The 15,786-nt window shown below is 49.8% G+C and carries 13 protein-coding genes; 7 read left to right on the top strand and 6 right to left on the bottom strand.

Translation table 11 applies throughout. The annotated features are described in order from the left end of the window. Together HOK28_12790 and HOK28_12785 are read right to left on the bottom strand one after the other, a co-directional pair. On the bottom strand, nt 1–257 hold a 257-nt coding region (locus HOK28_12790; protein ID MBT6433969.1), incomplete at its 3' end, for a hypothetical protein. Between the two features lie 160 nt (nt 258–417). Next, nucleotides 418–2,718 carry a hypothetical protein gene (locus HOK28_12785; protein MBT6433968.1) on the bottom strand — a complete coding sequence of 767 codons (2,301 nt, stop codon included), beginning with the start codon at nt 2,716–2,718 and terminating at the stop codon, nt 418–420. Between the two features lie 261 nt (nt 2,719–2,979). Here HOK28_12785 and HOK28_12780 point away from each other — a divergent pair, with 261 nt between their 5' ends. The 6 genes from HOK28_12780 (at nt 2,980) to HOK28_12755 (ending at nt 10,052) form a co-directional block, all read left to right on the top strand. Then, entirely contained in the window at nt 2,980–3,696 is a 717-nt protein-coding gene (locus tag HOK28_12780; GenBank protein ID MBT6433967.1) for an ABC transporter ATP-binding protein, read from the top strand. Beyond that, nucleotides 3,693–5,060: a beta-glucosidase gene (locus tag HOK28_12775; protein ID MBT6433966.1), complete on the top strand. Its 1,368-nt coding sequence runs from the start codon at nt 3,693–3,695 to the stop codon at nt 5,058–5,060. Before HOK28_12780 ends, HOK28_12775 begins: the two co-directional genes overlap by 4 nt. A 4-nt stretch (nt 5,061–5,064) precedes the next feature. Continuing rightward, nucleotides 5,065–8,175 (top strand): hypothetical protein, encoded by a 3,111-nt coding sequence (locus HOK28_12770; GenBank protein MBT6433965.1) that lies wholly within the window; start codon nt 5,065–5,067, stop codon nt 8,173–8,175. After that, the gene (locus HOK28_12765; protein ID MBT6433964.1) at nt 8,165–8,740 is read left to right on the top strand and encodes a hypothetical protein; all 576 of its coding nucleotides are present in this window, start codon (nt 8,165–8,167) and stop codon (nt 8,738–8,740) included. Before HOK28_12770 ends, HOK28_12765 begins: the two co-directional genes overlap by 11 nt. Next, nucleotides 8,740–9,378, top strand: a complete 639-nt coding sequence (locus HOK28_12760) for a hypothetical protein (GenBank protein ID MBT6433963.1) — start codon at nt 8,740–8,742, stop codon at nt 9,376–9,378. The genes HOK28_12765 and HOK28_12760 overlap by 1 nt, the downstream gene beginning before the upstream one ends. Before the next feature lie 212 nt (nt 9,379–9,590). Beyond that, the gene (locus tag HOK28_12755; GenBank protein ID MBT6433962.1) at nt 9,591–10,052 is read left to right on the top strand and encodes a hypothetical protein; all 462 of its coding nucleotides are present in this window, start codon (nt 9,591–9,593) and stop codon (nt 10,050–10,052) included. Nucleotides 10,053–10,059: 7 nt separating this feature from the next. Here HOK28_12755 and HOK28_12750 read toward each other — a convergent pair whose 3' ends face one another. The 4 genes from HOK28_12750 to HOK28_12735 form a co-directional block, all read right to left on the bottom strand. Then, nucleotides 10,060–11,016, bottom strand: coding sequence for a KpsF/GutQ family sugar-phosphate isomerase (locus HOK28_12750; protein ID MBT6433961.1), 957 nt, complete (start codon nt 11,014–11,016; stop codon nt 10,060–10,062). A 210-nt stretch (nt 11,017–11,226) separates the two neighbouring features. Beyond that, entirely contained in the window at nt 11,227–12,375 is a 1,149-nt protein-coding gene (locus HOK28_12745; GenBank protein MBT6433960.1) for a glycosyltransferase family 4 protein, read from the bottom strand. A gap of 123 nt (nt 12,376–12,498) precedes the next feature. Then, nucleotides 12,499–13,929 carry a hypothetical protein gene (locus HOK28_12740; GenBank protein MBT6433959.1) on the bottom strand — a complete coding sequence of 477 codons (1,431 nt, stop codon included), beginning with the start codon at nt 13,927–13,929 and terminating at the stop codon, nt 12,499–12,501. A 178-nt stretch (nt 13,930–14,107) separates the two neighbouring features. Further along, complete coding sequence (locus tag HOK28_12735; GenBank protein MBT6433958.1) at nt 14,108–14,863, bottom strand: cyclic nucleotide-binding domain-containing protein; 756 nt, start codon at nt 14,861–14,863, stop codon at nt 14,108–14,110. 140 nt (nt 14,864–15,003) lie between these two features. On the opposite strand from HOK28_12735, the gene HOK28_12730 reads away from it, so the two are divergent. After that, nucleotides 15,004–15,753 (top strand): phosphatase PAP2 family protein, encoded by a 750-nt coding sequence (locus tag HOK28_12730; GenBank protein MBT6433957.1) that lies wholly within the window; start codon nt 15,004–15,006, stop codon nt 15,751–15,753. Nucleotides 15,754–15,786 lie beyond the last annotated feature (33 nt).

Below are 15,786 nucleotides of genomic sequence, written 5' to 3'. Positions count from 1 at the left end.
GCATCGGAAGCATCGGAAGCGTCAGAAGCGTCAGAAGCGTCAGAAGCATCGGAAGCGTCGGAAGCGTCGGATGCGTCGGATGCATCGGAAGCGTCGGAAGCGTCGGAAGTGTCGGAGTCATCACCCAAAGAAACACAAATCCCGTTCTCTAAGACCTCGTTATCGTCGCACAGAGTGGCGCTCGCTCCACAGGCAGTCACGTAAGCTCCCAGCCATACCAACATCACAACGTTCGAAACCCGTATACTCAAAGCCACAGCATCACCTCACTCGAGTCCAGCACATGATTTATTCTAATATTAGCTTAAAAAAAGGAGCAGCGCGACTCCAAGGTAGGCCACGCTGCTCCTACAGAAAATGGCAAGATGTTCAGGTATAGGGGGTCATGGGAGTGACCAAGAACATCCCGCTATTGTTCTACTGAGCCGAAACCAAAATATTGTCAATCAACACGGTTCCACCGGCACCGGAGAATGCACCCGCTGCCATATTGAAGTGCATTCGCAAAATTCCGTTGTCTGTAATCCCACTCATGTTAACTGAAAAGGATGTCCAGCTTGCGTCATTGAGGCCCTGAGCCTGAAGGTCATAAATGTTGATAACCCCTGCTCCAGGAGCTTCCACCTGAAGGTGCAGAGCCGCACCAAGCAAAGTCCCGACATTCTTTGCATCAAACGTAACGGTTACTTGCGAAGCACCTGCATAATCAAATGAGTCGTTTGAATATTCAAAGATGTAGGCCCGGCCCGCTTCTGACTGATTCTCACCAGACAACTGCAGTGAACCTGCTGGGTTACCGTTATCTTCATTCAACGACATGTTGGCTTCTGGCAAAACAGCATCGCCAACCTCATTCCAATCATCGAGATCTTCCGCGGAGTCGAAACTAAATTGTAGAAGGACTGTCTCTTCACCACCTGAGTTACCCGTATCTTCACACGGGGTACCGCCATAGGTGACACACAGGTCGGCACCAAAACTTCCGTTAAAAGCACCGAATGCATCAGCATAGATACAGCCATCTTGGGGTACGTCAGCACACGATGCATAGACACAACCTAAGTTGCCATATTGGTCGTAAGCTTGGGTCGTAGCCGCGGCGTCAAAGTTTGATGCGTTGGCATCAACACATCCAAGCACGTCCGCACAACCTGGGGTCAACGAAGTAGCCGTCACGCTTCCCGCGTCACCCGCAGTAACAGTGACGTTTGCATTCGCACAACCATCACCCCACTGAATTCCCCAACCAGACCAACCGTCAGCTTCTCCAGTGACTGCGGCAACATATTCGAAGCTTGTTCCCGGTGCGATTTCTAACTCTCCCGTGTAAACTCCGTCTTCATCTTCATCGGCAAGTTCAACGCCCCAGGCGCCCCAACCGTTCCATGAACCGTTCACGACGACACTGGAATAGTCCCCACTGGGTTGGTCAACCCCATTCATATCAACCGTAAATTGTACCGTGGCCGTGGTCACAGGGTCACCCGTGTCTGCGCAAGGTGTTCCGCCGTAGGTCACGCACAAATCGGCGTTGAAACTCTCATTAAAGGCACCGAAGGCATCAAGGTAGATGCAGCCATCTTCAGGAACATCATCACACGAAGCGTAGATGCAGCCGAGGTTACCATATTGATCAACGGCTTGCTCTGTAGCGGCGGCATCGTAGTTGGACGCGTTTGCATCCATGCAACCTAACACTGTTTCAGTTGCCTCCTCACACGGTGTACCTCCGTATGTTACACATAAATCCGCACCAAATTCATCGCTGAAGGCACCAAACCCGTCGACATAAATGCAGCCATATTCAGGAACATCGGCACAAGACGTATAAACGCATTTTAAGTTGCCGTATTGGTCATAATCCTGCTCTGTCGCATCGGCATCGTAGTTTGATGCGTTTTCGTCTACACAGCCTAAGATTTCATCTGTAGGTTCCTCGCATGGAGTTCCACCATAAGATTCACACAAATCTGCACCGAATTCGTCATTGAAGGCACCAAAACTATCCGCATAAATACATCCGTACTCGGGTACGTCGGCACACGATGCGTAGACACAACCTAAGTTTCCATATTGGTCATATGCTTGCTCAGTGGCCGCGGCATCATAGTTCGCTGCATTCTCATCCATGCAACCCAAAACTTCATCGCAACCTGGGGTCAACGAAGTAGCCGTCACACTTCCCGCGTCACCCGCGGTAACCATGACGTTTGCATTCGCACAACCATCACCCCACTGAATTCCCCAGCCAGACCAACCGTCGGCTTCTCCAGTGACTGCGGCAACATATTCGAAGCTTGTTCCCGGTGCGATTTCTAACTCGCCCGTGTAAACGCCGTCTTCATCGTCATCGGCAAGTTCAACGCCCCAGCCGCTCCAACCATTCCATGAACCGTTCACGACGACACTGGAATAGGCCTCACTGGGTTGATCAACCCTGTTCATATCAACGGTAAATTCTACCGTGGCCGTGGTAACCGGATCACTGGCATCGGCGGCATCGGAAGCGTCGGAAGCGTCGGAAGCATCAGAAGCATCAGAAGCGTCGGAAGCATCAGAAGCGTCGGAAGCGTCGGAGGCATCGGAGGTGTCAGAGGCATCGCTAGCGTCGGCGGCATCGGATGAGCTATCGCCCGGATCTGTCGCGTCGGCTGCGCACCCATACGCGGCTGTTAAGAACAGTAGTAAGAAGAGGTGAAGCAGTTGTTTTTTTATCATTGTGATTTCCCGGTCGAAGACAGTTTGTTTTGGTCTCGTACAAATTCTAAACCCAGAGGCCTCGACGGGTCAACCCGTGATCTGAGGTAAAAGTGAAACAAATTGCCAATTTTACCTACACTTACGCGTCGCATCATATTTATTGCTCAAGACTTTAGAGCTTGATGCACTTGCTAAAAACATTCAATTGTTCGACAATACAACAATATGAGCATCCTCGAACTAGATTCTTTGACTAAGCGATTTAACGGTATAGACGTCGTGAAAAACGTGTCTCTCACCTGCAAGGCAGGAGAACTCCTGCTGGTCGTCGGTGCATCGGGCTCCGGTAAATCAACTATGGCACGGATGGCGTGTGGGTTGCTACAGCCGGAAAGCGGTAGCCGCCTCATCCGAACCCAAGACGGACGCGCCGAGAAGCTCACGGCAATCGGGCGCGAGATACAATTCGTTTTTCAGAACCCTTTCAGTTCCTTAAACCCAACGCGCACGCTCGGCGATACCCTCGCCTCACCTCTTAAGAATCACTTAAACCTCTCGAGCGCAGGTATCAAAGTAAGAACCCACGAGTTACTCGAGCAACTTGGTCTTTCACCTGCATCCGATTATGCGAACCGCTATCCACATCAATTATCGGGTGGTCAAAAGCAAAGAATAGTACTGGCACGCGCCCTTGCCGCAGAGCCCACTTTTCTGATCGCAGACGAGCCAACCGCCATGCTGGACCAATCTCTAAAGCATGAGGTTTACCAGCTATTTCGAACGCTAGCCGATGAATTAGGGCTCGGAGTCATCATGGTTACTCACGATCTCCTTGGTGCACGTGACTACGCGGACTCGATCGTAGTCCTACACGATGGAAAAATCGTAGCCGCTGGCACCCCCGAGCACATCTTCAATAACGTTGATCAAGAGCAGGTCACCCGGCTTATCCAGGCAGCCTCATTTCCGTATCCTCAGAAAGCAGTAAATTCATGACCAATAAAATCTTCGACGACTCATTTATTTGGGGCACGGCAACCTCAAGCTATCAAATCGAAGGTGCCATCATGGAGGGCGGTCGCGGAGAATCTATTTGGGATAGGTTTTGTCAGGTCCCCAAGGCGATCGACGACAATTCCAATGGTGATGAGGCCTGTGACCACTACAACCGCTACGGCAGCGACATCAAGATGATTCGCGATTTGGGATTTAAGTATTATCGGTTCTCAATCGCTTGGCCACGAATACAGCCCACAGGAACCGGGCCGGCGAATCAACCTGGACTGGACTTTTACAGTGCTCTGGTAGATGAACTCCTTAAAAACGGCCTTACCCCCTGTGTAACTCTTTATCATTGGGACCTACCACAAGTGCTCGAAGACCGTGGTGGATGGCCCGTACGTGATACAGCCCTGGCCTTCGTGGAGTACGCAGATATCGTGAGTAAACATCTGGGTGACCGCGTTAAGCTCTGGACCACCCACAACGAGCCTTGGTGCGCCAGTATGCTCGGCTACCACGAAGGACGCCACGCACCCGGTCGAACCAACCTTCGAGACGCGGTTGCAGCCAGTCACCACATGCTTCTCTCCCACGGCCTATCGGTCCCTGTCATAAGAGGGAATGTCAAAGATGCTCAAATCGGCATCGTTCTCAACCCGGTACCTGGTGTTCCTGCATCACCTTCTGAAGCTGATAAAGATGCGCATCGAAAATTCGATGGCGTATTTAATAGGTGGTATCTAGACTCACTCTACAAAGGGCACTATCCGCAAGATGTCCTAGAAGACTTTTCCAAGGACGCATCTTTCGAAGGTAAAGACTTTAGCTTCATCCAAGATGGGGACAACGACCTCATCAAAGCTCCTACCGATTTCTTGGGCATTAACTACTACAGCCGCGGTCTAATTTCTGCCGACCCTGAGGCCGATGCTCCTGGAAAGATTCCAGACCCTGGTCCCGAAATGCGAACAGACATGGATTGGGAAGTTTACCCAACCGGGCTTTATGACCTTCTCAAACGCATTCACGACGACTACAAACCCGGGCAGCTCTTTATTACAGAAAATGGTGCGGCATACAGCGAAAGCCCTGACGAAGATGGACGCGTGCGAGACCACCGACGAACCAGCTACATCCACGGTCACCTCCTAGCTGTGAAGAGAGCCATTGCCGATGGCGTACCCGTTGGCGGCTACTTTGTTTGGTCGCTCTTGGACAACTTTGAGTGGTCATTTGGGTATACGAAGCGATTTGGGATTGTTTACGTCGACTACGAGACTCAAGAACGTTATCCTAAAGACAGTGCGTACTGGTTTAAGTCCATGATGACTGACCCCAACACTAAGCTGGCGGACTAAAACGATGATTTCTACACTCGCCCTAGTGGTCAGCCTCCTGGCTGCGCCTCAACCCAATGTTGAACTTGTAAACGAGCAAGGCAACCGGCTCTTACTCGTCGACGGCAAGCCAACACTCGTCAAAGGGATGAACTGGGGCTGGATGCCGATTGGCCACAACTACTCATTCTCATTGTGGAACCAACCGGAAGAAGTCATCATCGAAGCCCTTAAACGGGATATGACTTTGCTCAAAGACATGGGCATCAATGCGATCCGCCAGATAGACGGTATCCCACCCAAATGGGTTGAATATATCTACGACCGCTGGGGCATCATGAGCGCCGTTAACAACTTCCTGGGTCGCTACGGTATGCTGGTAGAGGGGCGCTGGGAAAACCCAACCAATTATGAGAACCCCAAAACCAGGCAAGCAATTGTTGAGCAAGTTCGTGCAATGGCCGAACGCTACAAGGATACCCGAGGCATTCTCTTCTTCATGCTAGGCAATGAAAACAATTACGGTCTTCACTGGTCGTCCTACGAGATCGAAGCATTACCAAAAGGAAAACGAGATGTAGCCCGGGCCACGCACCTATACTCTTTGCTTGGCGAAGCGGCCACCGTCATTAAAAAGATCACACCGGATCATCTCACTGTATGGGCCAACGGGGATGTTCAATACATCGACCTTTTCGACAAACTTGCGAAAGACGTCGACATCTTTGGGTCCAATGTATACCGCGGCGCTTCTGCCCGTGACCTTTACGAGGTTGTAGAGAAGCAATCTCAGAGGGCCATCGTCTACACCGAGTTTGGAGCCGATGCCTACAATGCTCGTTTGCAACGAGAGGACGGGCGGTCACAGGCTGAATATGTTTATGCGCAATGGTGTGAAATTTATCAGCAAAGCGGTGGTCACGGAGCCGGTAATGCCATTGGTGGATTTATCTTTCAGTGGAGCGATGGTTGGTGGAAAACGAAACAAGATGAAGACCTAGAGATACACAACAACAATGCCACCTGGCCCAACGGTGGATATGTCGAGGATTTTGTTGAGGGCCAAAACAACATGAATGAGGAGTGGTTTGGAATTGCCGCAAAGGGCCCCACCGACGTCAACGAGCTCTATGAGGTGTACCCCCGCTCCACTTACTACGTGATGCGGGACCTATTTAAACTTTCTCCCTATGAACTCAATGATTCGCAGATAAAAGATATCTACAACACAGTGCCTGCTCAAAAGCGTACCGCCTACGCGAATCAGTACGAAACTGACCGCTTAGAGCGAGAGGGTTCCTCGTTTTATGGCCTTAGATTAGACCACATGCGATTTCGCACAGAAATCAGTGTGGCCAGCCGAGTAGACAAACCATCCGCAGCCGGCCAAGTCGAGGACCAAGAACAAGTATGGCTTGGGCTTCGTTACAATCCAAACGACGACTTAACAGCTGGTGTGAAACTCCATGCGCTCGGAAATGTTTTAGAAAATCCTATCGACGAAATTTATTACGAAAACCGAGGAACGGCCTATACCGTTGAAGATACCACGGGCGAAAAAGTCGTTATTCGCGATGCTGAACGTTTCGCACTTTATCAGTTCGATATGACTCTCAAGTCGAAATGGCTTGATGTTGAAGCGTACTACCGCAGTGGCCATTACCACTGGGGTAATGAAGGCGATATTTACGCGTTTTATCCAGAGGCCAATTACCAGCACTCAGTAGACATGTATGGTTCAAACGCACCATTCGGAGCGGTCCTCACTGGACATCAAGCTCTTGAAGGTCTCAAAATTGCTGCCGGTCCGGAATTACACTGGGGCGCTCCACCTGCCCTAATTGGCAAGTATCGACGAACCTTCGGCGGTATGACAGCTACCGTTACCCACCGAGAAGAATTCAAACGTCCCAATGATGCAGCCGATGCATCAGGAGCGAGCAGCAAGTTCTCAGGACCATCTGCCCGTAAGTCGTCTCTTGTTCTTGAAATGAAACCGTTCGGCTGGAACCTAACAATTTCTGGGCTAGCAAGTTCCAGCAACAAAGTAGGACAGACTTATACACTGGCTCGGGATGCAGGCGGGGAACCGTCTTACCTCAACTCCGGGTGGTTTATTCTTGACGACCGCATCACTTGGTTCGACACCCTCGGCGGCGACGTCTCAATGAATGGTCACCTGGGAACCGTTGGCGTCCACGTTTCAGGTGGCTATCGAGGCTTGGTTGCTGATGCGGGGTACGACCCCAGGCTTCACTTGACGGGTTGGTCGCTTAAACCAGCCGGTACCGGTAACCGGTACCACGCTGAACTCGGTGTACTTGTTCCCATCGGCAATTTTCAAATCGCTCCTCACATCCTCTACCAAAAACCACTTGAAGGCCCGCTACCAGATATTGCCGCGGCGTATATCAACGATTCAGGCACCTACTACACCGGCATTGCACCTAGAAGCGTTCTCGATAGTCCTTTTGCCGTTCTCGATAACCGGGAAATGCTTGGGGTTGAATTGCTACTCGTTTGGGATCCTACGCCCGGCACATGGTATTGGATGTGGGATAATACGATGCGAGAAGACGCCAGCTTTGCAGCCTCTTTAGACATCATCTACCGCCACTATCCAACCACAAGAGATTCGCAAATTGCCTTTCTCGAAAGTGGCATTCCCTTCTCGCAAGCTTCGTCGCCGCCAGCTAGGGATAACCTAACGATTCATACCCGAATGTTGATTCGCCCGACCAAACGCTGGAGAATTTTGGTCACTGGATCCATCGCGCATGACGACCCAGGTATTGGCGGCGAAAAATCTTCGACCCACTGGCCGTGGAGAAAATCTGTTTTCGCCCAAGCACGGTATCAAGGTTTACTTGCCAGTATGACTGCTAAATTTGATGACTGGGGCCCATATGATTACCACCGAGACTTTAACCTTACCTATCCGGTGCAGCTTGAAGGCATGCTTTCGTGGGGTCCTAATAGAGCTAAGCTCTATGACCAAGACACACGTATTGGAGTCATGGGCAAATACCGAACACTCGACGAGAACTCGAATCGTTTTGTACCAGACATGGGGCCCGGCAGTTTAAACGAATGGGAAGTGCGCATCTTTCTGGAGGTCGTTGGCAATGGTATTTAGATTTAGCTTTATTATCGCACTTACTTTCTCACTGCTTGCCTCGGGCTGTTCACAAACAGATCCGGTCTACCGCTATGGCTTTGACCTAACGAGCCTGGAGTTCAATCTCTATACAGCTGATATGGGCGTGTACCCCGACACCAGCGTCTTGGATGACCCTTCCAACCCCTTCAAATGGGGCGCAATGGAAATCGACACGAAATGGGATATCGAGAATACAGGGCGGGTTGTTGCACGCTTTTATTGTTGGGCGACGATGCTAGCACGCGAGCCAGCCGGTGAGCATCAATACTATACAGCGATTGCCCTAGAAGAAATTTGGGTCACGGAACGTGCTGATGCCAACTACCTGCCCTTTGTTAAAAAAATGGCAATCCGAAGTTATCAATCTATTCTCGACAACTTTCCGGACTCGGTGAGCTACCTTCCTGACGGAGTAACCTCTTTCCCACTCAATATTCTTGCCTATGATGCACTGGTCGCGATGGGAGAAACACCTGAGGGTGATTGGTACGTCATCGAAGACGAACTTGGCGCACGTAAGCTCCTGAAGGGTAACCCTTAATGAAGCTCATAATATTAACAGCCACCGCGCTTTTACTCTCCGCTTGTCACGGAACTCCAGGAGAGCCCAACTACACCGAACTTCCCGAGGATTTTCGAGGACCAGAGGCTGCAGAGTTTAAAGATCCCACGCCCTATATTCCAGGCACAGAAAGATTAAGCATTAGTATTTTCTACGAGGGGTCATACAGTAAAATCTTGATTTTGGATGAAGTCCAACGCCACTTCTATATCTATGAAGGAACCTTTAACATCGCCGACGAAAACGCGATTGTTCGTGAAGGGCTTCGTGCAGACGCGGTCATCTCCGCAGGGACCCCATGGTGGGGAGGTGGAGTCACCTGGGACACAGCTGAAGACCTAAGCGAATGGACCACGATGCACGTCTCTCTATGGAGCGACAACCAAGCTTACGAGGGTACCGAGATTGAAATTGAAGGCGGCGGTGTTACCAGGAGAATTCCCGTTGCTGACTATGGATTTGTACCGGATGGAACATGGTATGACTTAGCCATTCCAATGTCTGATATCGCTGATACCGGCGTAGACGTCAGTGCCATCACCCGCCCATTTGTTCTGGCTGGTGAGAGCGTACCCACCGGCGCTACGTTGGTCGTGGACAATCTCTATTACGAATAGAGAACTGCTCTAAAACCATAATAAGTAGCTGTTTTTCAATTAAAAATTCGTCTCCCACCTCTGTATTAAACCTCGATTATCCTAAAGTTATTACGACCAAATACTCATAAAGTTACCTCCTAATCACTTGACTACGCAGCGACCACTAGGCAGTCAGTGGATCGATTACGTAAGCCTGCGACCATGTTCTGATTTTGTAGATGGAGCCAACAATGATTTCAGAAAACGATATTTACAACGCCCAAAAACAGTGGGCCGACGGCATTGTCTACATTGGAAAAGGTGAAACCTGGGAAAGCTCCCGGGACCGCGCCTCGACGTTTATTGAGAAGATGTATGTGCTCGACGGATCTCTCCTGTTTTTTCCGACCAAAACGAGCCTCATTCAATCAAGACCAAATCTAGATAGCACCCTTTCCTACTTTGTTGGCCGCAACCCGGATTTCCCCGAGGACAAAGGTTTTGCCTTGGAGCCTTGGACAGCAGTTCGATTTGAGAATGCAGGCACGGTGCAAAAGGACGAAATCGCACTCGCTATGGGTAATTATTACTTCATGAATTCAGCAGGCGATGAGACCAAAGTAGAATTTACATTCGCCTATGTGAAAACGGCCGATGGTGCCCTCAAGATTCAAGCGCATCATTCAGCTCTTCCGTTTAACCCTGAAGCATAGCTCGGGCCTAGGCAATGTCCTGAATATCGAGATGGCCTACCAATAATCCGTCTGCGTCTACCACAGCCAAGCAGTTAATTTGGTGGCTTCTTAGCATATCAAGCGCAACCTCAACCGAAGCTCCAGGCTCGATAGACTTTGGGTTCTTCGTCATTGAGCCTTCGATGGCTTCAGACAAAGAACCGGACTTAGCAGTGAGTAGGCGCCTCACATCACCATCGGTAAAAACTCCCAATAACTTGCCTTGTGCATCCACAACGAACGCTGCGCCGCCACGCTTCTCTGCAACAATTCCCAGGGTTTCCAAAATCGTTTGGGTACGCGTAACAACCGCAGTGTCATCAAGTCCGCGCATCATGGTTTCTACGGCGCTGAGTCTCTTCCCAAGACTTCCACCGGGATGATTTCGAGCGAAGGAATCAATCGTAAAGCCCCTTAGCTCGACGAGCGCGAGTGTTAGCGCATCGCCCAAAGCGAGCATCGCAGTACTCGTGGTAGAAGGCGCAACGCCCATTGGACAGGCTTCTTCGAGCTGCCCCAAGTCCAGAACCAAATCACACAGATTGGCCATGGTACTCTCAGGGCGGCATGTCATAGCAATGCGTTTTATTTCGAGGGCTTTCGTCGCTCTTGTGAAATCAACGATCTCGGAACTAACCCCGCTGTTGGAAAGAACAATCACCACATCACCATCGCGAATTCGGCCCATATCACCATGCAGTGCATCCACAGGATGAAGCGCGATGGATGGTGTGCCGGTGGAGGCCATCGAGGCAGATATTTTCTGCGCAATGAAATAGGGTTTCCCAACCCCACTGAGTATTACGGTACCCTTGCAGGCAAGAATTGCTCTTACCACCTCTACAAATGAGTCACCGACGCGAGCCCGAATTTGCTTTAAAGCATTGATTTCGGAATCGAGAACTTTGTGACCCAGCTCAATGATCTCTTCGTTTGATGCCATCGCGCTAGTATTTCGCAATCTCCGATGAGATCAAATCCCAATTGGCTATAATTGCACTAGAAAAGGGAGAATTTATAAAAATCAACTTGGTCGATCGAGTTCGAGACCTACGCGCGACACACTGAGTTCATCAATTTAGTGAAATCGTAGAAACCAGTCGAACTCAAGCAATGGCTTAGAGATAATGAAACACCTTACCCATCTAAACTATCAACGGCAGGTTTTTGAGATGACGGCTATCAATTGGTCTACGATCCCAGCCCAACCATAACTCTTTTCAACATGCTTGGGGCCTTCTGTCACCACCCGTTCTCGAAATGAGGCATCATCGCGTACCTCTCTCATTTTAGAAATCAAATCATCTACGTCTGGATCGAGATAAGTTCTTTCGTCATTTTCAACCAGCGTCGTGCGTATGGTTCGTGCCACATCTTCATTGATAAAATCCGCAGTGCTTCCACCATCACTCACCAATACCGGCAGCCCACAACCTGCAGATTCTAAAACAGGCATATTGAAGCCTTCAGCTCGGTAAGGGGCGACATAACAGTCGGCAAGATTAAAAAGTCTATTGACCTCTGAATAAGGCAGTGATGCTTGAGTACAAAAAATTCTCGATTTAACTAAATCCCTATGTTTCTCGGGCAATACTTCTAACCACTGATTAAGGTAATAGTCACTGTTGTATAAGCCATTGAGTCCTTTAAGAAAAAGAACACTTTGCGTTTCTTCCATGCAAAGCTGAGCGAAGGCGCGTAACAAGACATCCAATCCCTTGTTACCGGTCATGGCGCTGATATTTAGCCAGACAAACTTATCCTCTATCTTAAGCGAACCGCGAGCCTCTGACCTTTCAGAGTCGCTCATTCGATAGAGTTTCGTTCTATCTACCCCGTGTGGGATCACATGACATGGTCTACCGTAGTCTTGAAAAGCAACTTGGCTCCACTTAGATGGCGTAATGAAATGCAGGTAATCCAAATTCGGTATGTCTGCGGCTGTGCCATTCACAAAGAAGTCTGGCATGAACTTTTGATATTCAGCAGTTAAAAATACAAATACCGGCACTCCTGAAACCGGTGGAGGCGAAAGATCTGCGGGAAACGCAATACGATATACCGCATCAATGTCTTCACCATTCCAAACCTGGAAGGACTCCAAGAGTTCTTCTTCGTCCGCGCTCAAAAGCTCCTTCGTCGGTTGCCAACTTTCGGAGGGGTAAGGGATGTCTCGAATAAAAATCTCAACATTCTCGCGTTGATTGAGTTCTAACAATTGAAACGCATTCACCAAAGCATACGAGTGCGGGATCCATCGCCAACCCTCAACCAGCAGTCTTAATTTTTTCTCACTTGTCACTTCCCTACTCCGGGCTCCAAAAGATGCTCATTACCTATCACCTTCCGATGCTTGGTAACAGACATCGCTGGCTGAGCGAAGTGGCTAGCATACATTCGCGAGAACCACGCCTCCTTAAAGAAGCTATGGATCCGTACAAGCGGCATCACTCTTAAAGGCAATGGCAAATGACGCAATTCCCGCATCGTTGGACAAAGAGAAACTCGTACCATCCGCTGAGTAAAAAATTGCGTCGGTGTTGTCACCCGACTCCAAAACATTTACCCAAACCTCGAAATCGCCGCCCACAAACGGCCCGATCACCCCGCCATCCGTATTCACCCAATAACGAAAACGTGCTTCATAAAGTTTCTCTTGAACGGATATAACCGATTCATGGATTTCACTCGGCTCGTCTCCCAAGAGGACCGAGTCTAAGCTGTCGTTGTTAAGCGTGCGAATGTCCCAATTCACAGTGGAATCATCGCTTCCACCTGCATCTAGATTGCTGAAGAATGTAAGGGTCAAACCGTCCGAGCCTTCATAGAAATAAACGTTCGTCTCGAAACCAAGCGGCTCCGGACCGACAACAGGGTGCGCTGAAGAACTGTAATACCCATAATTGGCAACACTGCTAAGCTCCCCGGTATAGGAAAGAATATCACCTAGATAAATAGCATCCTCGAGGACCGTAACATCTTCATTGACCAGCCAAACGCCCATTGTTTTAGCAAGCTGCTCTTGGCACACATCCCATTGGGTATCCACTTGATGACCACACGTATCCACAACTTCGACTGAGACGGTTTGGAGGCCCACAACGCGGCCATCACGCGACCAAGTAAACTCTGACACGCCCATGGAATCAGGGACGCCAGAGTGAAGCACAGCGCCGTCTTGGTCTTTCCAGACCACACTCAATGTTTCGGGAGAATCTTCAGGGTCTAACACAACGGCGTGCATCAGTACTTCTTCTTGCTCCCCTAGAACGGTCCCATGAACGGGTGACACGATGCTTACCGTGGGTGCAGAGTCTGCAAGTGCCTCAACATAGACTCGTAGCCTTTCTTTACCCGGCGCATCACTTACAACTGCCAGCGATGTCGTACCGACTTGCCAAGACACGGGAACCATCCGAGTTTCTCCGGGAGCTATCGTAAGTGGCAACTCAGCAAGGTCCACCCATTGTGCTGGCCCCGTCAACGTTAACTCAGAAACCGTCAGATCTGCCCAACCAGGATTGCTAATCGAGATAGCCTGCGTGTTTTCACCACACAGAATCATGTGATGCACATGCTGAAGGGGAACCTCTGGTGTATCCGTGAAACCGATATTACTCGCCATCTCGGTTGGCCCTTTGACCACAATCGCGGGAACCGGCTCACTGCAATCTATACGGCAGACGTAAGGTTGGTCGTTGGCATTGAGGTTGCCATCATCACAGGCCTCTCCAAGCTCCAAAACGCCATTACCACAGCTTGCGAGGGTGTTGAGGGAGTCTTTGCTACAGCCAAAACTTAAGAATAAAACCGCAAGGCTCACAAAAACGCAGATGTCTCTCAATTCATTCATCATCATCATCATCCCGGGCAAAGATGAGCGGTCTTGCTGGCCACCAAAGTGTGCGCAGACCGCGGCTGAGTGAACCCCTATCAAAGGAATCTATGTCTCGAACAGCCGATCAGAGGTAAAGTTACGATGAGATGATGAAGTATTCATGCCGTGCCCAATAGATTAGGCTCAAATGTAACCTTTAGCCGGCAACCGGTGCTTCGATTTCAACCTTAAATCGATAGGCCGATTCGTTATTTCCCAACACGATAAGATTTTCGCCGGCCTCAAGCGCAATCGCTCCGTTTTCTCTATCGCCGCCAATATGCTCACCATTGACTTGAAGCCCCAAATAACTACCGCGGTCACGTACGAGAATTTCTCCTTGCCTGCAGTCGAAGGCAAAATGGTCACGGCTCACGGTATAGGGCTTTTCGTCGGCTATAGAGAGGTCATTGCGAGTAAGAGGATCGCGTGATTTTCGTCCCACATTAAAGGGAAAGCGTTTAATCACCAAGCCACCTTCTGGAACGATTCCCTTAGCGTGTTCGCTGTCAGGCAGAAGTCTCAATGAGGCGCCTACTTCCAGTTTTGGGACCGGCTTGTCCCCTTGAACGGGTGCCATCTGGGGATTCAGGGCTCGTAGCCGCTCAAAGAGAAGTCGCATATACCGTAGACTCTCATCCGGGTTTTCACGCAACAATGTCACAAAATCATTTTGAGTCATCCGCCGAGCAACCACTTGAGCCGTTGCTCGAGCACCTCTAGACCTTGGTGCTTCATCAAGAAGACCCATCTCTCCAAAAATATCACCAGGGCCAAGAAGCGCGATTCGATAAGGCGCATCAAGTGGTCCGTCAAAAATTTCAACATCACCAGACTCAATCACATATGCAATTTCGCTTCGGTCACCCTTTTGGAATATAATTTCGCCACAATCAAACAACTCTTTGGACATCAAGTTCTCCCGTTTCCTGGGCGATTCATAGACCAGCTTTAGTGGAGAATAAAGCCCCTGTGGCCTATTCAGGAGGTATCCTTAAAGCTAACAAAAATTGAAACTGTACAAAATCCAACAGGCTCGGCTAGACTTGAGGTGTGGACAATACCTCTAGCCCTCAAAGCTCCCTTATTTCACGTAAGGAACGCCTCGCAATCATACTGGTGATCACTGCCACTTACTTTCTCTACCACCCGATTGCCATTTACACGAACACCCTCTCCTACTATGCCCCGGTTACACCACTGGACACCTGGATGCCACTGAGTCCCATCTGGACCTATATTTACGCATTCATCTTTTTGATTACAGTTCTACCCACGGCATTCATCAACGAGCGTAAACTTTTTCATAAGATGGCCATTGCCTACGTCGTGGTCCAATGTGTCGCATTTTCTATATTTGTTCTATTTCCAGTTCGTATGACGTTGCGCCCAGATACCGTCGATATAGACTCCTTCCATACCTGGGGGTTACAGCTCTGCTACTTCATAGATAAACCCGTAAACTGTTGCCCGTCTCTACATGTTGCTATGGCATTTCTGGGCGCCCTCTGTACCTTCAAGGCCGACCGGTTCATCGGTGGTCTATGTATCGCCTTGGCCGTCGCCATCAGTTTATCCACCATGCTTGTGAAACAGCATTTTATTTTAGACGTTATGGTAGGGCTTGCGGTATCGACGCTATCTTATAAATTCCTGGTGGACGCATCACCCTATAACGAAGACCCTGCTCACCGAGGGCGAAACCGTAGGTATGCGGGTCTCCTTTTCGGCGCATACTCGTTGGCAATTGCAGGACTCTTTGTTGCCTATAAACTAGGCTGGGCACCTTGGCAGCCGGCTTAACGGTCGAGTAGATAAGACGCCTGAAACTATCCG

Source organism: Deltaproteobacteria bacterium (assembly GCA_018668695.1).
Taxonomy (GTDB): domain Bacteria; phylum Myxococcota; class XYA12-FULL-58-9; order XYA12-FULL-58-9; family JABJBS01; genus JABJBS01.
Note: the sequence above shows the minus strand (reverse complement) of the source record. Positions and strands in the feature narration are given on the sequence as shown.